This window comes from Caldalkalibacillus uzonensis, assembly GCF_030814135.1.
GTDB classification, from domain to species: Bacteria; Bacillota; Bacilli; order Caldalkalibacillales; family Caldalkalibacillaceae; genus Caldalkalibacillus; species Caldalkalibacillus uzonensis.
Genome location: NZ_JAUSUQ010000010.1, coordinates 89,551 through 110,204 on the forward strand (window position 1 = coordinate 89,551; position 20,654 = coordinate 110,204).

Below are 20,654 nucleotides of genomic sequence, written 5' to 3' on the forward strand. Positions count from 1 at the left end.
GGATATTTTGGTACCATCGCACAAAATGTCGACTTTTAGGCAAATAGTTGCAATATGAACAGCGAGGAGGAATGACGGTGAACGTCAGTTTGTTTAAGGAAGCGGATTATCAGTATGAGCCTTTGGAGGGAACGATTGGTGTTGGTTATGCTGAAATTACCCGTTTCGTCAGGGATGAGATTTCATCTACATTGGGCGGCGGAATAGTTAAAATGAAGACATGTAAGTTTCCATGGACGGTAAGATATGATGAAGTGATCTATGTCATTGAAGGAGAGGTCATTATTCACTTTGATGGCAAAAAGTTGGTAGGTCAAAAAGGTGACTCATTCTTTATTGAAAAAGGTTCTCCTATTGTATACGAATCTCTTTCTGAAAGTTCATTTTTCTTTTCTTTATACCCCGCAAACTGGAGGAAGAAGGAAGTTTAGAAATATACCCTAATTTTTCTGAAGAATATATATTTTTAAAACCATTATCTGGGAGGCGGTAAGATGACATTTGGGATTTTTATAAGTCTAATAGGCTTTCCTATTGCTGTCTTGATTGTTACTTTCTTGTGTTATTGGGATATTGAGAGGAAGTACAAAGAACAAAACAAATCGGGACTAGAACGTGGCCCTGTGTCCAGTGAAGAAGGAGGGATATCTTCATGAGTACGCATCCCCTAACCATCACTGTTTTTATCTTATATCTCATCATGCTAATCGTAATAGGCATTGCCAGTGCAAAGAAAAGTTCTGGAGGATTGATAAGTTTCTTCCTAGCTGGAAGAGGTTTGGGAAAGTGGACTGTAGCGCTAAGTGCTGTCAGTTCTGGACGTAGTAGCTGGCTGGTTTTAGGAGTAACCGGAATTGCTTATTTAAACGGATTACAAGCCGTGTGGACGGTAGCAGGTTATATCTTTGTGGAGATCTTTATGTTTTTCTATGCTGCCAGACGCTTTAGGAAGTACAGTGAGCAGAGTGGGAGTATAACCATTCCCGATATCTTAGAAACCAGGTATCAGGATAAAACAAGGGTGTTAAGAATAACAAGCTCTTTAATCTTAATTTTCTTTATGATTGCTTATGTTGGCAGTCAAATTGTGGCAGGAGGGACAGCGTTTTCAGGAGGTTTAGGTCTCTCTCAAAATGGGGGCATGTGGTTAACTGCAATAATCTTACTCCTGTATACGATGCTTGGCGGCTTTCACGCTGTATCTAAAACCGATTTGGTGCAAGCGATCTTTATGCTTCTCTCTCTCGTTATTTTGCCCATCATCGCTATTATAAATATTGGCGGGTTTGGGCCGGTCTTAGAGGCCATGTATGCTCAAGGGTCAAGTTTTACAGCCCCATTCTCGTTTGCTATTGGTACAATCATTAATTTGGTTGGTATTGGTTTGGCTAGTCCCGGCAATCCACATATATTGGTCCGTTACATGTCCTTGAAAAGTCTTAAAGAAATGAGTCAAGCGGCTATCATTGGAACGTTATGGAATTTGGCTATGGCCTATGGGGCTATTATGATCGGGTTTGTCGGTCGAGCTTACTTTCCGGACATTAGTATGCTACCTAATGAAAACCATGAAGCCATCTTTACTACATTGGGTCAAACAGTCCTTGATCCCTTTACCTTTGGTATCTTAGTTGTTGCGATTCTTGCCGCTATCATGTCCAGTGCTGATAGCCAATTATTAGTTGGTTCAAGTGTGATCGTGCGCGACATATATGACAAGATATTTAGAAAAGGGAAGGAAATCTCTGAAGCCAAATTAACATTATATAGTAGATTGTCCACTGTCGTTATAATGCTTTTGGCGGTTTGGTTGGCTTTTTCCTTTCAAGAGTTCGTTTTCTGGATGGTATTGTTTGCCTTCGGGGGACTTGGCGCATGTTTTGGGCCAGCCTTACTCTTATCCTTTTATTGGAAAGGAACAACAAAACAGGGTATTTTATGGGGTATGATTGCGGGCTTAATTACAGTTATATTAGTCAAGCAACAGCCTCAATGGACCTATGCTTTTCTACCAGATATAAAGGCCTTAGTGGGCAAAATTATGTTTGGTGTCACATATGAAGCTGTCCCCGGAGTGATTATAGCTACCCTGGTTATCATTGTCGTGAGTAAATTCACCAAAAAACCTGATAATGCGGTACAGATTGTGGATGATTTGTCCTCATATAGGATTGATTAAACAGGATGTTTGGCTCGAGATCAGAGCAGTTGAAAAGGTTTCTCACCTTAAGAAAGTAGAGGAGTTGCACGGTAAGATTTGGAGTCCGAATGTAAAGGTGCCTGTGCCTCACTTGATCGCAGTTTCTCATAATGGTGGCCTCATATTGGGGTGCCTTCCGTAATGAAGAAATGATCGGCTTCTTGAAAAGTTTGCCAGCAATAAGTGACAGTGGAATATATTTGTTTTATCAATTGTGGAACTTGCATGACTTTTACTTAGCTCTTAAATAGTTTTCTAGGGGGAGGATTCTAAATGAATACTAATGACAGCGATATGCTTCTATTGGATAAAACGCAAGAGGAGGCGCTTCTTTTACACAGCCAGTGTAAGGGAAAACTAGAAATATCCTCAAAGGTTAGACTTACTAATCAAAAGGATTTAAGTTTGGCATACTCTCCAGGGGTAGCTGAGCCATGCAAAGAAATATTTAAAGCACCACATAAGGTGTACGATTATACAATGAAAGGTAACATGGTCGCCATTGTAACCAATGGAACGTCTGTATTAGGGTTGGGGAATATAGGCCCTCAAGCAGCCCTGCCGGTTATGGAAGGAAAGTCCGTATTATTTAAAAGTTTTGCTGGAGTTGATGCGTTTCCAATATGTATAGATTCAACTGATATTGATAAGATTGTTTCCACTGTGAAAATGCTTGAACCAACATTTGGTGGTGTCAACTTAGAGGATATTTCGGCACCAAGCTGTTTTGAGATTGAAGAGCGGTTAAAAAAGGGGATGGGCATTCCTGTTTTTCATGATGATCAACATGGAACGGCCATTGTCACCTTAGCTGGATTGATAAACGCACTTAAGCTTACAAATAGATCATTAACAAATATTAGGGTTGTTGTCAATGGTGCGGGAGCAGCTGGTATTGCCATCATAAAGTTGCTTAAACATTTTGGTGTTAAAGATATAATGATGTGCGATTCAAAGGGAGCCGTCTTTGAAGGGCGACCTTATGGAATGAACGCAATGAAAAGAGAAGTGTCTCAATTTACTAATCTAGAGAAAAAACAAGGATCGTTACAGGATATTATTGTAGGTGCAGACGTGTTTATTGGAGTATCTGTCGCAGGTGCTCTTACCCCAGAAATGATTAAGAGTATGAACAAAGACCCGATTATTTTTGCCTTGGCTAACCCCATACCTGAAGTCATGCCTGATGTTGCCAAAAAAGCTGGGGCAAAAATCATTGCAACTGGTCGCTCTGATTTTCCGAATCAAATTAACAATGTGCTTGCTTTCCCCGGGATCTTCAGAGGTGCACTTGACGTAAATGCGTCTGAAATCAATGAACGAATGAAAGAGGCAGCAGTATATGCGATTGCTTCGCTTGTTAGCGATGAAGAGTTGAGGGAGGACTATGTGATTCCTTCTCCTTTCGATGGTCGTGTTGCACCTGCGGTGGCTTCTGCTGTAGCAAAAGCTGCTATGGAGACCGGTGTTGCTAGGAAAAAAGTTAATCCTATGGAAGTTCTGCAAAATACAAAACAGATGGCAACAATTAGTCGTGATGGATAATAGTGTGTGCAAGGGTATGGTTTCCCTATGATACTGAGTCTAGAAGAAAAGGCTAACATCGAGTATCATAAGACTAAAGGTATTCGCACCTGCGGTATTTAACAGGAATGACGGTTGAAAAGGTGATGGCCCATGGATTCCGAAATTAAAGTAGATAATCGGAATTTAAGTGAACAGATATATCTTTACTTAAAAAATAAAATAGTAAACAATGTGTTAAAACCAGGCGAAAGAATAGATTATAATGAGATATCCAAGGAGCTGGGCGTCAGCAAAACCCCTCTACGTGACGCCCTTCATCTTTTACAACGGGATGGCTTAGTTGAGGTGAGAAGTCGTTCTGGCACATTTGTAAATATTCCCCGCGCCAAGGATATAGAAGAAATTTTCGACATAAGAAAAGCTCTAGAAAAACAAGCTATTGAGACGGCCATCAAAAGAATACCCAAACAAGTGTTGGAGGAATTGTTGGCTAATGCCGAAACAGCTGAGAAAGCCATTGATGCTGGTGATTTTCAAACTTTTTTTGCCTCAGATCGACATTTGCATAAAACTCTGGTGAAATATTCCAACAACCAAAGGCTGATAAAAATAATGGAATCTCTTGAAGCACAAATCGCCTGGATTGGGGTTATTATTGCCAAGACCTCTGAAAGACCGCGTCAAGCTAACGAAAGTCACATACAAATTATCCATGCCTTATTAGACGGGGATACCAAACACGCCCAGCATCTCATGGAAAAACACATTGAAGAGATCAAACAGATGACTTTACACGATTTCCAAAATTAGATTCTAGTTTGCTTAAATGATCCCGCTACCGGCTGCTTTCTGATTTTTCCGTGGTAAAAGAGAATGAGCAGAATAACCACCAGCGTAGCCAGAAAGCCAGATAGTCCTGTTGCGCCGTTGATGAGATCGTTTCCGCCCCGGATCATGATCAAGGGCAAACCGAACAATGCGTTGATGGTGCCGTGTAAAATGGAAGCTGCAACAACAGACCCCGATTTAAAGCGGATATAGGTGTGCAAAATGGAATGTAAGACACAGAAAATGATCATCATGCCCACCTCGATCACCCGATGTTCGGGGTAATTGTGGCCAAAGAGCACGATAAGTGGGGCATGCCAAATCCCTCAAATGACGCCAATAAACAGTGAAGCTTTCCAAAAGCCCAGCGGCTGGCAAGCTTTTAGTAAATATCCTCGCCAGCCTAATTCTTCACCAAAGGCAAAGAGAGCATTGATGGTTAAGCCAGCGATTAAACCTTGTATCAGTCCCAGCCAGAAGGGATGGATGGCAGGCATCTGCTCTTTCATTTGGGCCAGTTGTTCTTCACTTAATTGACCTTCCAGTCTTTCAAAAAAGCCACCCATGTCCGGCGAGTAGTGAACCTGGGGAAAGAGCAGGTTGACCCCCGGGGTCAGGATCACAATGACGACAGGTAAGAGCCAGGCGACGATAAAATACCGATTGATTCGAAAGGAGATACCCAAGTCTTTGATCCTAGCCCTATCTTTCTTTAGTCAAGACAATAGCTGCGCTCATAGGGAACAGCATATAACCCATGGCCAATACGGTCACTGCGCCGGGGCTGGGTGTTGGAAGAAGCAGTATAAACAGAACAACCAAAGACCAGCTGAGGACAAAGGTCAGCCCAATGAAACGCTATACTTTGCGCCACTGTCGTGCGTCAATCTTAACTCTCCTTTCCGTCACTTTTCCGATGACGGTTATTTTTTCTGGTTGCTCCTCCTGTAATTCTGGTTTCTCCTGTTGCAAGTCGATGGTGGCTGTATATCTGCCTTTTGAACCGGGGAGGCGCCCGGCCTGCTTGGCCTGCTCACGTAAAAGATACTCTATATGCGCGTTGACACTGCGGGACTCATCCTGGGCCCATTTTTGCAAGATCTCATATAACTGAGGATCAAGTCGGAGGGGGAAGCTCTTTTTTTCGGCATCGAACCCCTTGCTTAATATAAACTTCCAGCATTAACCACAGGTTGAGTCCCTCGTTCAGAGATGATGGCCACCATCAGGTTATTTCACTAAGCCATTCTAATCCTCCTCGTATAATTTGTTTAGAAGCTTCTTTTGAGGCAATTTCCAGTTGATCCGGACAACTAGAAATGCCTCTATCCAAATTTCCAGATCCCGATTCTGTAATGAGATGGCCTGTGTGCTTTCTCATCCCAAATTTCATTTAGCTTTACCCTTCTTTTTCATCCCTGCGGGATGAGAAAGCCACAGCGTAGCTGCTTGCCCTTGACCGGAGCCTGATGGCCTGCCCTCTTAACAACTTCATATCGTCATGGTTTCCAGATGTGTCGTGACGCATCGTAGTTGGAACTATTTTTTATGGAATCTCAGACTTGCCTGTGGGACAATGGGATCGACAAGCTTTTCTCAGGATATTTCTGATCCTCCTTGCGGACCTCTTGAGGTACTGCTTTGAAAGCCTGCTACCCATGATCCACCATTAATTGACTAACCGCTGGTTGCGCCTTTTTCATGAAGGGGAGTAGCGCCCGTCATTGTCTTCATGAAAGATGAGTGCTGATGACGAGGCTGTTCTAGGTGGTTCCCATGGGCACCCAGGTCTGAGATTAGTTTGATTAATGTGGTATTGGAGGTGAAACGATGTCGAAAATGCTGGTTGGTATAGACGTGAGCTTACGCTCCCACCATGTGCAATGCATGGATGAGGCGGGAAGATCACTGGCCTCCTTTTCTGTTTCTAATGATCAAAACGGGGCAGACACCCTCATTAAACGGATGTTAGAAACCTCCGAAAAGGTAAATAGCCATATTCTTCAAATTGGTATGGAAGCCACATCAAACCTTGGATGGTATTTGGCTCATTACTTAAAAGATCAACTTCAAGGTTACGAGCCTAAACTAAAAGCTCAAATATACGTCTTGAATGCAAGGAAGGTCGCTCGCTTTAAAAAAGGCTATGATCACTTGCACAAGAACGACCGGATCGACGCCTGGGTCATTGCAGACCACCTGCGTTTTAAAAGAACATGGTAAAAACCGTTTTGCTAACCCTGAAGAGATCGCTAAATATTTACAGAAGATCGCACGATCTTCATATCGATTAAACAAAGTCATGGCGGATCCTGTTATGCCGGGTTAGTGTGGAACCAGCATCAATCTGGTGAGTTTGAAGCCGAAGAGACAGCGCGAGCCCAGACAGGCAATAAGTACCTTCGGTATTATCTCGTTCAAGTAGCTGATAAAGTCCGTCACCATGATTTCGAATACAAGTCCTTTTACCAAAAGAAGTTTGACGAAGTTCCTAAGCATCAACACAAACGAGCCCTCGTCCTTACCGCAAGAAAATTGGTAGGTTGGTATATGCGCTACTAAGCACCAACAAACTGTACACACCACCTGAAAGGAGAGATTAACTTATCTTTACCAATTTCTTCTTCATTTTCCACCTCACCTTGGCAGAATACTTGTTTTGAAAATTCTGATTAAGAGTGAGTTCTATTTGGTGTACCCTTTTTTAGGGAAAAACACAGTTTTTCAAAAATTATTTTCCAATTTTCTTGGATAAAGCTCTTGACTTATTACCGCTGAGCTTAACAATGATGCGATATTATATTTAATGAGATCACTTTTATATAAAACTATAAATACAATTTCTGATGACCGGATATGCTATGATGTAGATATAAAAACCGTTGGAGCGGGAGGGAAAAAGAGTATGAATGGAGGGAATGTTGCTTCCAGGGAAGACATTCTTGAGCAATTCCCTATACAGTAGGTTGGCAGAGGAGATTTATCTGCGTATTAAACGTTATTATCCCTTGATGAAAAAATGGTTAGAACAAATGATGGACAAGGCTTAAAGCAAAAAGACAAAATAAGGCTGTTCCAGGTGCATGGGCACGCGGAACAGCCTGTTGGACTTCTGAGCCATGTGCCTAGGAATCCAGTGTCAGTACCACGCGGCCGTTGATTTGGCCGTTCTGCATCCGGTCAAACACCTCATTGATTTTTTCTAAAGGCTGGGTTTCGATAATTGCTTTCACTTTCCCTTGAGCCGCAAACTCCAGGGCCTCTTTCAAGTCTTTACGGGTGCCGACAATCGATCCTTTGACGGTGACTCCATTTAAAACGGTATCAAAAATGGGAATGGGCAGTTCTTCGTTTGGCAGACCGACCACGACCAGCGTGCCGTCCCGCTTGACAGAGCGGTAGGCTTGTTCGAAAGCTTTACCGGTTACTGCTACGCTAATGGCTGCCTGCGCTCCTCCAACCTTGTTGTGGATTTTCTGTGCCGGATCGGCCTCTTTGCCGTTAATGGCCAGATCGGCTCCCAGCTTTTTGGCCAGATCGAGCTTATCGTCCTGGATATCTACCGCAATCACATTAAATCCCATCGCCTTGGCATACTGCAGGGCAATGTGGCCCAAGCCCCCAATGCCGTAAATGGCCACCCAATCCCCGGGCTTGGCTTCAGACACTTTCAGTGCCTTATAGGTGGTCACCCCGGCGCAGAAGATCGGTGCAGCTTCTTCAAAGCTTAATCCGTCCGGAATCTTGGCTACATAGGCGGCAGGTGCCTTGCAGTATTCTGCGTAGCCTCCATCAACGGAATAACCTGCATTCAGTTGATGGGGGCACAAGGTTTCCCTTCCTGTCAAACAGTAATCGCACTCTCCGCAAGCAGAATACAACCAGGGAATGCCGACACGGTCACCTGCTTTGACAGAAGTAACGCCTTCGCCCACGGCTTCCACAACACCCACCCCTTCATGGCCGGGTATCAAGGGCAGTTTGGGCTTGACCGGCCAATCGCCATGAGCAGCATGAAGATCGGTATGACATACGCCGCAGGCTTTGATCCTGACCAAAATTTCCCCGTAACCGATATCAGGAACCTGAACATCCTGAATTTCTAATTTTTGATGAAATTGATGCACAACAGCAGCTTTCATCTTCATCCCCCCAGTGATTGTAGTATTCACTCTCATCATTTGCAATTTAGATGCCAATTTTTAATTGGGTTTAAATTGCGTATTTGTTACTGATTTATATGAGGTTGCTGCCAATTTTCCGGCTGGGAGAGCCGAAAAAACGGCCACAGGCCAAATTTTCGTTCTTTTTCAAATTCACTTAAATTATGTATAATAGTTTCACAAGAGGAGGAGTGAGAGGGTGCGCATTTCCAAGTTTATGACACCGGAAATTATTTTCGGGTCAGGTTCGATTAATCAAGCCGGGGACAGTTTGCGCCGTCTGGGCGCAGAGAAAGTCTTTGTGGTCAGTGATCCGGGCGTTGTACAAGCCGGTTGGGTAGAGCGGATAATCGGGTATTTGGAAGCATGTGGCTTGCAATATCATTTGTGGACCGATGTGACACCAAACCCGAAAGATGATGAGATTGACAGAGGGGTTAAGGAGTATGTGAACAGCGAATGCAATGCAGTGCTCGGCATTGGTGGGGGCAGTCCCATTGATGCGGCTAAAGCGGTTGCTATGTTATCTACCAATGCGGGGAATATTCGCCACTATGAAGGAGTGGATCAGATTTCCTGTCCGTTGCCTCCGATGGTGATGGTGTCTACGACCGCTGGATCAGGATCGGAGGTTTCACAGTTTTCGATTGTGACGGATACCAAGCGGCGTCTGAAGATGACCATTATCTCCAAATCGCTGATTCCCGATATAGCCATTATCGATCCGGACACCTTGGTGACCAAAGATGCCCGGTTAACTGCCAACACCGGGATGGATGCCTTAACACATGCCATAGAATCGTATATTTCTTTGGCAGCCACCCCTTTAACCGAAAGGTTGTCCCTGTATGCCATCCAGCTGATTGCCACTTATTTAAGGCCATCCACGGCCAGCCGTTCTAATCGCGAAGCAAAGGAAGCGATGGCCATGGCCAGTCTGCAGGCAGGGATCGCCTTCTCCAATGCGGTGTTAGGCGCGGTGCATGCCATGTCCCATCAGCTGGGTGGCTTGCTGGATACGCCTCATGGAGAAGCGAATGCCATTCTGCTTCCCTATGTGATGGAATACAACTATATTGCGGCTCCTGAAAAATATGGCCATATTGCGGATGCGTTTGGGGAGCATGTGGCTGATCTCAGTCCGAGTGAAGCGGCCAAACGGGCGGTCAAAGCAGTAAAAGAACTGGCCAGAGACCTGGATATCCCCGAATCTCTGGCCAAATTGGGTTTAAAGGAAGAGCATATCAGAAAGCTGAGTCAAAATGCGGTACAAGATGCCTGTATGATTACCAACCCCCGCGACATGAACGTGGAGGATGTGGAAAAGATCTTCCGCCAGGCCTTGTAGGAGGAACGCGCCATGCATGAAAAGCAGGAGTTAATCGACCGGTTGACAGGCATCCGCTCTTCACGGAAAAGTTATTACAACGAGCTGAACAAGGCTGTAAGAGAACTTTCGCGCAAAAATAAGCAGCTGAAAGTAATCAACCAGCTGACGCGTATTCATGTTCATCTGTCCTGGGAGGAGACCAGCCTCTATATCGCTTCCCGGTTGAGCCAGGCGATCCCTTTTGATTACTTCGCCCTGAGCTTGCTGGAGGGAACGGATTTGTCTTGCTATATCACCGTCTCCGTTACCCGGAACACGCAGGTGCGGACCTGGAAGTTGACCGGTCCGAATAAATCACACAAAGATGCCTTGTCCTGTGTGAATCAATTATTGGAAGACGAGCATGAGCGTTGCGGAACCACAGTGCCTTTGCCCATTCAGGCCGGAAAAGTGCTGGGTTTTCTGACCCTCCTTCATCAAGCGAGAGAGGATTTTGTACCGGAAGATGAGCAGTTTTTCCGGCAGATTGCTGAACATGTCAGTGTATCGGTGGAAAACATTTTGCTGTTTAAAGATGTGAGTGAGAAGGTTAACATAGAAGCCCAATTGGTCCAATCAGCTAAACTGGCGGCGATCGGGGAGATGGCGGCAGGTGTCGCCCATGAGTTGAACAGCCCGCTCACAGCGATACTGGGCAATGTGCAGCTGCTTATGCGGCAGATTAAGGAGGAACGCCAGGCAAAAATGCTCAGGGATATCTATCAATGTGGCTTAAGGAGCAAGAAGATCATCCAGAACCTGCTTGTCTTCTCCCGGCAGGAGGAGTTTCAATTTGAAGATCTGTCGCTCCACCCTTTGATAGAGGATGTGCTCAGTTTGATCGGCTACCAATTAAAAGTGTCGGGCATCAGTGTGGTGCAAAAATTGGCCAAAACGCTTCCCCTTGTTCACGGCAACCGTTATCAGATTGAACAGGTGCTGATTAACCTGTTGTTGAATGCGAGGGATGCCCTGCAAGAGCGAGTTGATCCGCAAATTGAGATCCAGACGGGGACCGTGAGGGAGGAAGGAAAAGACTTTGTCTATGTTGCGGTGCTGGACAATGGGACAGGCATTGAAGAGAAACACCTTCCCCAGATCTTTAATCCGTTTTTTACAACCAAAGGGCATCAGAAAGGGACGGGTTTAGGTTTGTCGGTTAGTCTGGGCATTGCCGAAGCTCATCAGGGAACATTGCGCGTGGACAGCCAAAAAGGGGAATATACAAAATTGACCTTATTGCTGCCCGTCAAGGAGGGAGAGAAAGGAGATGTGCCAGAAGCAGGTCTTGGTCGTGGATGATGAAACGGAGGTTACTGCTTTCTTTCGCTATTTTTTAGAAGAGAAGAGTGTGAACATCCTGGAGGCCAACAGCGGCAGGGATGTTGGGCGGCTGTTACAGGAGCTGACAACCCCCATCCATATTGCTCTTGTGGATATGAAACTGCCGGATGCCAATGGGTTGGATTTGCTGCGGAGTATCAAGCAATGCTGTCCTTCCTGCGAAGTTGTGATCATGACCGGATACAGCACCGTTAAGTCGGCTGTACAGGCCATTCAGGCAGGGGCCAGGGATTATGTGGAGAAACCTTTCGATGACCTGGATGATCTGGAAAAGATGATCGACTCCATTCTGGAGCAACCCTCCGTGCAGGACAGTGAGGTGGCCTTGGCAGCCGCCCAATGCGGGATTGTCTGCTCTCCTTCCGGCCCGATGGGCAAGGTGCTCTCCCTCGCCGACAAACTGGCCAAGAAAGCAATCAATATTTTGATTGAAGGTGAAACGGGGACAGGCAAGGAACTGATGGCCCGTTTCATCCATCAATTCAGCCAGCGTGCCCAGCATCCTTTTGTGGCCATTAACTGTGGTGCGATACCGCAGGCCTTACTGGAAAGCGAATTGTTCGGACACGAAAAAGGGGCGTTTACCGGAGCAAGCCGGACCAGGAAAGGGTACTTTGAGCTGGCCAACAATGGAACACTGTTCCTGGATGAAATCGGCGAAGCTTCGGCCGGAATTCAAGTCAAACTTTTACGGGTTCTGGAAACAGGGGAATATATGCGGGTGGGCGGAGAGGAGATTCACCGCACCAATATCCGTATCATTTCAGCCACTAACCGTGATTTAAAGGAGGAGATTGAAAGGAAGCGGTTCCGTGTCGATCTCCTGTACCGCCTGGAAGGGGTCAAGCTGGTGCTTCCACCCTTGCGGGAAAGGGCTGAAGACATTCCTCTGATCGCCAGATATCACCTGCAGAAAAAGTTTGGAGAAGAGTACGACATCGCCCCTGAAGCCGTCGAAAGGCTGCAAAACTACCACTGGCCGGGAAATATCCGGCAGCTGATCAATATATTAAATCAAATCATCGCCATCTATGAGTGCAGGCTGATCCGGGAGGAACATCTGCCAGGGTATATTCTGGACTCCACACCATCTGCTTCTCTTGGCAGTCAGGCGGACGACTTCATCCGCAGGGAAACAGAGACTTTTATCAAGCGGATTGTTGATTCGGTCGGCTCCGTTGAAGACATAAACTTTGGGCATGTGATGCAACAGATGAAGGACATTGAAGTACAAGTGGGCAGGCGAATCATCAAAAAGGGGCTAGCTGAGTTGAACGGCAACCGCAAATTATTGTGTGAGAAGCTGAATCTGACACCCAGAAGATTGCGGTATATTTTAAATGAGAAGTCATGATTCGATGGCTGATAAGGGGGCTGTCCCACGTGCCATGCAGCTGGGACAGCCCTTAGTAAGTACGGGAATATGGAGGCGGATGTAAGAAATTACCTGGCAACGATCAATAGAACCTGGAAAAAATGTAAACAAGGAAATTTTTCTTCGGATCTATCGGGTTGTGATGGCCTACGAAACTGACAGAGCTAAAACACTAAAAGAGGAGAAAAGTGATGCAAAACAAATATTTAATACCACATAGCGGAGTAAAACGTTGGACGAGATTAAGTATTGTTATTCTGCTGCTGATGCTGTTATTGGTCAGTGTCTCAATGCCTGTTGGGGCACAAGAATCCAAGTTGCCGGAAGCACCGATTTATGTGGATGGCCAACCCATTAAGACGAAATATATGGTGAGAGATGGACATTTAATGGTTCCTGCCCTATTTCTCAAGCATACCGGAACAAGAGTCGATTGGAACAGCAAATATCGTTCAGTTGTCTTTCGGTTAGGAAATACTTTGTTCGCTCTTCCTGTCGGGAAAAAATATATGGATTACTATGTACCTGAAACGGGTGAATGGAAACGGGATACGCTTTCGGCAGTATCCATGGAGATGAAGGAAGGCCTATTTGTTCCGCTATTGGATGTGGTGAAAAAGTTAGGTATGGAAGTCACCTATGAACCTCAATTTAAGCGAACATACATTCGTACTGGAACACCACGCCCCCCAGCCCTTATTTACAGTGGAAATACCAAAGAAAAGCTAGTTGCACTTACCTTCGATGATGGCCCCGATGGGCATTACACGCCACAAATTTTAGATATCCTCAAGGAAAAAGGGATTCCGGCCACCTTCTTTATTATGGGGCGACAAGTGGAATATTTCCCAGAGGTGATGAAGCGCATTGTAAAGGACGGTCACGCCCTAGGAAATCACACCATGACACACCCAGATCTACGCGGTGTGATGACGTCTGACGTTATTGAAGAAGTCAGGGCGACTCAGCAGGTGATGGAAAAAACAGTTGGACGTAAGCCTGACTTATTCCGTCCTCCTTACGGTGCGTTGACCAGGTCGGATAGGTTGATTCTGCATGATATGGGCTTCAGGGTGGTGATGTGGTCTGTGGACACGCTCGATTGGCGTGGAATGTCAGCTGATGATATTTTATCCATCGTTCACAGGGATATTTCTCCAGGTGGTATTATTTTGCAACATAACCTGCTGACCACACCTGGCTTATTGGATGGTACAGTAGAGGCGTTGCCCCAAATGATTGATCAATTGCACGCAAAGGGATACAAATTTGTTACCGTTCAAACGCTATTAGACCATAGTCATTGAAAGAAGGACATATGAGAGACGAGGCTGCTCCAGGTGCATGGGCACGTGGAACAGCCCCTTTGATTTAATTACAACACATTAAAGTAACGGGCTTCTGGATGGGCAAAGACAATGGCGGTGACGGAGGCTTCGGGCTCCATCATAAAGCCTTCGGTCAGGGTGATGCCGATCTCTTCCGGGCGAATCAGGCGGAACAGCTTGGCTTGATCCTCCAGATTGGGACAGGCCGGGTAGCCGAAAGAGTAGCGCTGTCCCTGATACTTGGCTGAGAAGCGGTCCTGCATGGTGAAGTCGGGAGGATCGGGAAAGCCCCATTTGTCCCGTATCACTTGGTGCATGCGCTCGGCAAAACCTTCGGCCAGTTCCAGCGCCAAGGCCTGCAAGGCATGACTGCGCAGGTAGTCTCCCTTTTCTTTTAGTTTAAGGGCCTGTTCACGTATGCCTTTACCAGCGGTTACGGCAAAGAAACCAACATAATCCACCTCTCCGCTGTCCACCGGTTTTAGGTAATCAGCCAGACAGAGGTAAGGTGCTTTGGCCTGGCGGGGGAAGTGGAAGCGTTCAAGCACTGTTTGGCGGTCAGCGGGATCGTAAATCAACACATCGTCTCCCTCGCTCTGGGCCGGGAAAAATTGATAGACCCCATGGGCCGAGATCAGACCATTAGCTTTGGCCTCGGTCAGCAGAGAATCTACGAGCTCTTTTAATTCCACGGCCCGCTCATCCCCTTCTTCCAAGAGGCGGGCCACTTTGCCTTTGAGACCCAAATGGTGGCCCAACAACATCTGCATATTAATGTAGGGTTGAATATGGGCAATGGAATAATCTCTGAGCACATGTCGTTCCAGGTCTGACGGGACAAAGACCGGTACGTCGGTGGAGACTGTAGAGCGTACTTTGACGACGGTGGCGGTTTGAGTTTGTTGGCCGGCTGTGTGCTCTTCTCGTGTTGCCCGTCTGGTTTGTTTCTCTTGTTTTTCGATCATGATTTTTTCCCGTTCCTGATTACTTTGCAGTCGGTTGGCCAGTGACAAGCCGTCCATGGCATCTTTGGCGTACAAAACCAATCCCTCATATTCAGGGGCAATTTTGTTATCGGTGAACTGCCGGCTTAAGGCTGCTCCACCCACCAGGATCGGCACAGCGATATTGGCCGCACGCAGATCTTGGGCGGTGAGCACCATCTGCTGAGCGGATTTAACCAACAACCCGGACAAGCCAATGACGTCGGGCTGCTCTTGGCGGACCACTTCGATCAGGGTATTCGGAGCCACATTGATGCCCAGATCGATCACTTTGTAACCGTTGTTGCTCAGAATAATATCCACCAGGTTTTTGCCAATGTCATGGACATCGCCTTTGACCGTGGCCAGGATCACTTTGCCTTTGCCGCTGTCATCCGTTTTTTCCATATGGGGCTCCAGATAGGCAACAGCCGCTTTCATCACTTCCGCACTTTGCAACACTTCCGCCACGATAAGCTGATTGTCATTGAACAAGCGGCCTACCTCAGTCATGCCTTCCATCAGGGGTCCGTTGATAATGTCCAGCGGCGTGGGGAATTTGGCCAAGGCTTGATCCAAGTCAGGGTACAGCCCTTCTTTGGTGCCTTCCACCACGTAATTGGCCAGCCGCTCTTCCAGACTCATATTGGTGGTTGGCTTTTTCTCCTTGGCTTTCATGCCCCGGAAGTGAGCGGTAAAATGGGCCAGGGCCTCATCGGTCATATCAAAGATCAATGTTTCAGCCAGTTTCACCTCTTCCTCAGGGATGGAGGCGAAGCGCTCCAATTTTTCAGTATTGACGATGGCGTAATCCAGTCCGTCCTGAGTACAGTGGTACAGGAAGACAGCGTTTAATACTTCCCTCCCGACTGGAGGCAAGCCAAAGGAGACATTACTGATCCCCAGAATGGTCAAACATTCCGGCAGGGCTGCTTTGATCATACGCAAGCCGTCAATGGTGGCCTTGGCGGAGCCGATATATTGTTTGTCCCCTGTTCCCACCGGGAAGACCAGCGGGTCAAAGATGATGTCCCGGGGGTTAAGAGCGTATTTGTTGACCAAAAGATCGTAGGAACGCTGGGCAATGCGCAGTTTATCCTCCGCTTTGACCGCCATGCCCTGTTCATCAATGGTGCCCACCACCACGGCGGCCCCGAAGCGTTTAATCAGGGGAACCACCTTTTTAAACCGCTCTTCTCCATCCTCCAGGTTGATCGAATTAATAATCGCTTTTCCCTGGCAATAAGTAAGCGCTTTTTCAATCACTTTTTCATCAGTGGAGTCGATCATCAGGGGTACTTTCACTTTATTAACGACGTGCTTCAGAAACTGCTCCATATCGGCCTGTTCATCCCGGTCCGGGTCAGCCAGACAAATGTCAATCACATGGGCGCCGCCCTTCACCTGGCCCCGGGCAATCTCCGCCGCTTCTTCGTATTTCCCGTCGGCTATGAGACGCTTAAACTTGCGGGAACCAATCACATTGGTCCGTTCCCCGACCAGGAGCGGACGCATGCTCTCCTCATAAATGAGCGGTTCAATGCCGGAGACGGCATGGGGATGATCACCTGGGATTTCCCGCGGTGCATATGGCTTTACTGCCTCGGCAATCGCTTTAATGTGCTCTGGTGTGGTACCGCAGCAGCCGCCAGTGATATTGAGCCATCCTTTTGCGGCGAAAGCGGCTATCTTTTGCGCCAGGGATTGTGGGGATTCATGGTAATTCCCTTCTTCGTCCGGCAAACCGGCATTAGGGTAACAAAAGACAGCAGTGGTGGCCAACTGGGACAAGGAACGGAGATGATCGGTCATAAATTCAGGGCCAGTGGCACAGTTGAGACCGACGGCAGCAGGCTGCATGTGTTCCAGTGACAAGTAAAAAGCTTCAATGTTTTGACCAGCCAAGGTGGTGCCCATCGGTTCAATGGTACCAGAGACTAAGAGGGGGACTTCCCGGCCCAATTCTTTAAACGCTTGGCAGATGCCAATATAGCCCGCTTTGACGTTGCGCATATCCTGGCTGGTTTCCAACAGTAACAGATCCACACCGCCCAAAAGTAACCCTTTCGCTTGTTCGGCGTAATGGACAATCAACTCTTCAAACGTGGTGCCGCCAGTGACTGATAAGCTTTTGGTCGTTGGGCCCATGGAGCCGGCCACAAAGCGCGGCCACTCAGGAGTGGCATATTCATCAGCCACTTTACGGGCAATCTCCGCTGCCGTGCGGTTGATTTCCAAGGCCCTGTGGCCCAGATTGTATTCGTTTAACACCAAGGCCGTTCCGCCAAAGGTGTTGGTCTCAATAATGTCTGCCCCTGCTTCCAAATAAGAACGGTGAATCCATTCCACAATGTGGGGAGCGGTGAGATTAAGATACTCATTACATCCCTCATATTCCTCACCACCAAAATCTGCGGCGGACAGATCCGCCTGCTGCAACATAGTGCCCATCGCTCCGTCGATGATGAGTATTTTCTTTTTTAATTGCTGTTCAAACAATGTGCTTGCCATGGTGCAGCTCCCTTTCTTGTTCAGTATGTTGCTTGGCATGAATATAGGTCACCAGTTCCACAGACATCTCATAACGCATAAACGGAGTGATAATATAGATGCCGTTAAACAGGTTATAGGCCGTGTCGATCAAAGATTTGGCGATGGAGATCCCTTCTTGCTGGGAAAGGTGCGGGTCATGAGCCACACTTGCCATGCGCTGGCGGATCTCATCAGTTAATTTAATACCAGGCACTTCATGGTGGAGGAACTCAGCGTTACGTGAACTGGTTAAGGGCATGATACCAATATAAATGGGTACCGGCAAATGTTTTGTTGCTTCTCGGATCTTATGCATGTGCTCATGGTCATATACCGGTTGGCTGATAAAGTAATCGGCTCCCGCTTCTATTTTTTTCTCCAAGCGGCTCACGGCTCGCTCCAGATGCCGGACATTGGGATTAAAGGCTGCAGCAACAGAGAAAGTAGTCTGCTGTTTTAACGGTTTGCCGGAAAAGGACAATCCCTTGTTCATTTGCTTGATCAGTTGAATCAGTTCAAAGGAAGACAAGTCATATACAGAGGTGGCTCCCGGAAAATCGCCGATCTTGGTTGGGTCTCCTGTTACAGCCAGCACATGATGCATGCCCAAACAGTGGAGGCCCAGCAAATGGGACTGCAATCCGATCAAGTTGCGATCCCGGCAGGTGATATGCACCAGCGGCAGCAGATCGAAGTGCTGCCTGATCAAGGCAGCCATGGCCATATTGCTGATCCGGGGTGAGGCCAGCGAATTGTCAGCCATGGTTAAGGCATCAATGCCCGCTTCCTTCAGGGCTTGGGCTCCTTCCAAAAAACAGTCAATGTTCAGGTGTTTGGGGGGATCCAATTCCACAATAATGGATTTGCGCCTTCTCACCACATGCTGCAACTGTTCCTGTCCGCCTTGCGATACTGAATGCGCCTCAATCTCGATCGGTTTGGGTTGTACTTCTTTTTCGGTGATGGGCTTCACATTTTTGAGTGTCTCAGCCATTGCTTTGATGTGAGCGGGGGTGGTGCCGCAACACCCGCCAATCAATCTCACGCCTTGTTCCACGAGCGCCCGTGCCTGCTGGGCAAAATAGTCCGGCTCCGATTGATAGATAAACCGGCCGTCGATATAATCGGGCAGACTGGCATTGGGATAGGCGGACAGATAGGCCTGCTTGGGCAGAGGGATGTTTTCCAGGGAGCGCAACATATGGTGGGGACCCAGGCGGCAGTTGGCTCCGACAATATCAGCTCCGAGCTCTTCCAGTTGGTTAAGGGCTTCACTTAACGAAAGGCCGCCTTGCAGCACACCCACCTCATGCAGAGATACTTGGGCGATAATGGGCAATGTCGTTTCCTGTCTGGCAATCTGCAAGACCGTTTTTAACTCTTCCAGATCATAATAGGTTTCCAATAACAGACCGTCTACCTTCTCATGCAACAGCCAGTAGAGCTGTTCGCGGAAGCTGCGTTTAATTTCCTCCAGCGTGATGGCTTTTTTTCCTGCCCCGCGGATGCCCCCAATGGTCCCCAAAACGTAGGCCCGGTCCTGAGCCGTTTCCTTGGCCAACCGCACAGCGTGCAGATTGATCGATTTTACCGCATCTTCCAGTCCATAGCGGGACAGTTTTGTATAATTGGCGGCATAGGTGTTGGTTTGCAGCACTTGGGCGCCGGCCTCCAGATAAGCCTGGTGAATGTTTTGAATTTGTTCGGGCTGGGAGATATTCAACTCTTCATAACAGTGGCCGACACCATACGAATACAGCAGCGTGCCCATGGCACCGTCGGCAATCAGCAAGCCGTCTTTTAAATCATCCAGTAGAGCCAATGTTAACGCTCCCTTCCTTTCTTAGGGCCGCAAAGGCCCGTTCAAAGTCATCAATTAAATCGTGTACATCTTCCAAGCCGACGGAAAGGCGCAACAGACCGTCGGTAATACCCCGTTTCTCCCGTTCAGCCTTGGGCATGGCGGCATGGGACATTTTGGCCGGATAGGATAAAATCGATTCCACTGCCCCTAAGCTGACGGCAAAGACCGGAAGTTGCACATGCTGGGCAAAGGTTTTGACAGCCTCACCGTCTGTCAGGCGGAAAGAAAGGACCGCTCCGGCCCCATCCGTCTGCAGCATCTGTATAGGGTAGCCGGGATGGTAAGGCAGCCCAGGATAATAGACCTCCAATACCTCGGGCACCTTTTGTAAGTATTTGGCCATCTCATAGGCGGAAGCTGTAGACTGCTTCAAGCGGACCGACAAGGTTTTCAGCCCCCTGAGCACCAGCCAGGCATCCTGCACGCCCAGGATGGCCCCGAAGGCGTTTTGTAAAAAAGCCAGCTGTTCAGCTAGCGCCGGTTCCTTGACCACAACCAGTCCGGCGACCACATCACTATGGCCAGCGATAAATTTGGTGGCACTGTGAATGACCACATCAGCTCCCAGTTCCAGGGGCCGTTGCAAGGCCGGGGTCATCAGTGTATTGTCCACAAAGGTCAGGCAGCCGTTCGCTTTAGCCAATTTAGCCACTGCCTGAATATCCGTAATTTTGAGCAAAGGATTAGAAGGTGTTTCCACATACAGCACTTTCGTATTGCTGCGGATATGGGAGGCCACCTGGTCCAAATCGGTCATGTCCACAAAGGTGTACTCGATGCCAAAGCGGCTGAGCACCTGGGTGACCATGCGGTAGGTGCCGCCATATACATCTTCACAAATGAGGACATGATCGCCCTTGGACAAGAGCAGAAAGGCAGTGGAGATGGCGGACATGCCTGAAGCAAAGGCAAAGCCTCTTGTGCCCCCTTCCAGTTCAGCAATGGTTTCTTCCAGTGCTTCCCGTGTCGGGTTGCCCGATCGGCTGTAATCATAGCGGCCAAAACGGTCAATATTTGGCTGGTGATAAGTTGAGGCATGGTGAATGGGCACACTGACGGCCCCTGTGTGGGGATCCCATTTATGTTTGTTGTGCAACAGGCGGGTTTCAAAACAAAATTCTTCACTCATCTCGGCTGACCT

The 20,654-nt window shown here is 47.5% G+C and carries 16 protein-coding genes and 2 pseudogenes; 11 read left to right on the forward strand and 7 right to left on the reverse strand.

Annotated features, from left to right (window positions below):
- Positions 1–77 precede the first annotated feature (77 nt).
- From J2S00_RS13545 to J2S00_RS13565, 5 genes are all read left to right on the forward strand, one after another.
- A complete protein-coding gene (locus J2S00_RS13545; RefSeq protein ID WP_307340759.1) occupies positions 78–431 on the forward strand; it encodes a EutQ-related cupin domain-containing protein in 354 nt (117 codons plus the stop codon).
- A 63-nt stretch (positions 432–494) separates the two neighbouring features.
- Positions 495–656: a hypothetical protein gene (locus J2S00_RS13550; protein WP_307340761.1), complete on the forward strand. Its 162-nt coding sequence runs from the start codon at positions 495–497 to the stop codon at positions 654–656.
- The gene (locus tag J2S00_RS13555; protein ID WP_307340764.1) at positions 653–2,179 is read left to right on the forward strand and encodes a sodium/proline symporter; all 1,527 of its coding nucleotides are present in this window, start codon (positions 653–655) and stop codon (positions 2,177–2,179) included. The genes J2S00_RS13550 and J2S00_RS13555 overlap by 4 nt, the downstream gene beginning before the upstream one ends.
- A 294-nt stretch (positions 2,180–2,473) precedes the next feature.
- Complete coding sequence (ystJ, locus tag J2S00_RS13560) at positions 2,474–3,745, forward strand: NADP-dependent malic enzyme (RefSeq protein ID WP_307340766.1); 1,272 nt, start codon at positions 2,474–2,476, stop codon at positions 3,743–3,745.
- 132 nt (positions 3,746–3,877) lie between these two features.
- On the forward strand, positions 3,878–4,537 hold the full coding sequence (locus J2S00_RS13565; RefSeq protein ID WP_307340769.1) for a GntR family transcriptional regulator: 660 nt from the start codon (positions 3,878–3,880) through the stop codon (positions 4,535–4,537).
- Here the strand turns inward: J2S00_RS13565 and J2S00_RS13570 are convergent.
- The 3 genes and pseudogenes from J2S00_RS13570 to J2S00_RS20085 all read right to left on the reverse strand — a co-directional run.
- A complete protein-coding gene (locus tag J2S00_RS13570; protein WP_307340773.1) occupies positions 4,534–4,857 on the reverse strand; it encodes a hypothetical protein in 324 nt (107 codons plus the stop codon). The two genes, J2S00_RS13565 and J2S00_RS13570, sit on opposite strands and share 4 nt — an antisense overlap.
- Positions 4,858–4,881: 24 nt before the next feature.
- A complete protein-coding gene (locus J2S00_RS13575; protein WP_307340777.1) occupies positions 4,882–5,241 on the reverse strand; it encodes a hypothetical protein in 360 nt (119 codons plus the stop codon).
- A gap of 310 nt (positions 5,242–5,551) precedes the next feature.
- Positions 5,552–5,725 (reverse strand): annotated as a pseudogene (locus tag J2S00_RS20085) (type II toxin-antitoxin system antitoxin); the annotation flags it as partial.
- A 660-nt stretch (positions 5,726–6,385) separates the two neighbouring features.
- On the opposite strand from J2S00_RS20085, the gene J2S00_RS20035 reads away from it, so the two are divergent.
- Positions 6,386–6,778 (forward strand): IS110 family transposase, encoded by a 393-nt coding sequence (locus J2S00_RS20035; protein ID WP_307340783.1) that lies wholly within the window; start codon positions 6,386–6,388, stop codon positions 6,776–6,778.
- A gap of 93 nt (positions 6,779–6,871) precedes the next feature.
- Positions 6,872–7,158 (forward strand): annotated as a pseudogene (locus J2S00_RS20040) (transposase); the annotation flags it as partial.
- A 522-nt stretch (positions 7,159–7,680) separates the two neighbouring features.
- Here J2S00_RS20040 and adhP read toward each other — a convergent pair.
- Positions 7,681–8,697, reverse strand: a complete 1,017-nt coding sequence (adhP, locus tag J2S00_RS13595; RefSeq protein WP_307340786.1) for an alcohol dehydrogenase AdhP — start codon at positions 8,695–8,697, stop codon at positions 7,681–7,683.
- 220 nt (positions 8,698–8,917) lie between these two features.
- On the opposite strand from adhP, the gene J2S00_RS13600 reads away from it, so the two are divergent.
- The 4 genes from J2S00_RS13600 to J2S00_RS13615 all read left to right on the forward strand — a co-directional run bounded on the left by J2S00_RS13600 (position 8,918) and on the right by J2S00_RS13615 (position 14,113).
- Positions 8,918–10,066, forward strand: a complete 1,149-nt coding sequence (locus J2S00_RS13600) for an iron-containing alcohol dehydrogenase (RefSeq protein ID WP_307340789.1) — start codon at positions 8,918–8,920, stop codon at positions 10,064–10,066.
- A 12-nt stretch (positions 10,067–10,078) separates the two neighbouring features.
- The gene (locus tag J2S00_RS13605) at positions 10,079–11,389 is read left to right on the forward strand and encodes a sensor histidine kinase (protein ID WP_307340791.1); all 1,311 of its coding nucleotides are present in this window, start codon (positions 10,079–10,081) and stop codon (positions 11,387–11,389) included.
- The gene (locus tag J2S00_RS13610; protein WP_307340792.1) at positions 11,358–12,785 is read left to right on the forward strand and encodes a sigma-54-dependent transcriptional regulator; all 1,428 of its coding nucleotides are present in this window, start codon (positions 11,358–11,360) and stop codon (positions 12,783–12,785) included. Before J2S00_RS13605 ends, J2S00_RS13610 begins: the two co-directional genes overlap by 32 nt.
- A gap of 212 nt (positions 12,786–12,997) precedes the next feature.
- Positions 12,998–14,113 carry a polysaccharide deacetylase family protein gene (locus J2S00_RS13615; RefSeq protein ID WP_307340793.1) on the forward strand — a complete coding sequence of 372 codons (1,116 nt, stop codon included), beginning with the start codon at positions 12,998–13,000 and terminating at the stop codon, positions 14,111–14,113.
- A 68-nt stretch (positions 14,114–14,181) separates the two neighbouring features.
- Here J2S00_RS13615 and metH read toward each other — a convergent pair whose 3' ends face one another.
- From metH to metC, 3 genes are read right to left on the reverse strand one after another with little or no spacing between them, the layout of a single operon-like run.
- Complete coding sequence (metH, locus tag J2S00_RS13620) at positions 14,182–17,628, reverse strand: methionine synthase (protein WP_307340795.1); 3,447 nt, start codon at positions 17,626–17,628, stop codon at positions 14,182–14,184.
- A complete protein-coding gene (locus J2S00_RS13625) occupies positions 17,609–19,471 on the reverse strand; it encodes a bifunctional homocysteine S-methyltransferase/methylenetetrahydrofolate reductase (RefSeq protein WP_307340798.1) in 1,863 nt (620 codons plus the stop codon). Before J2S00_RS13625 ends, metH begins: the two co-directional genes overlap by 20 nt.
- Positions 19,455–20,642, reverse strand: a complete 1,188-nt coding sequence (metC, locus tag J2S00_RS13630; protein ID WP_307340800.1) for a cystathionine beta-lyase — start codon at positions 20,640–20,642, stop codon at positions 19,455–19,457. Before metC ends, J2S00_RS13625 begins: the two co-directional genes overlap by 17 nt.
- Positions 20,643–20,654 lie beyond the last annotated feature (12 nt).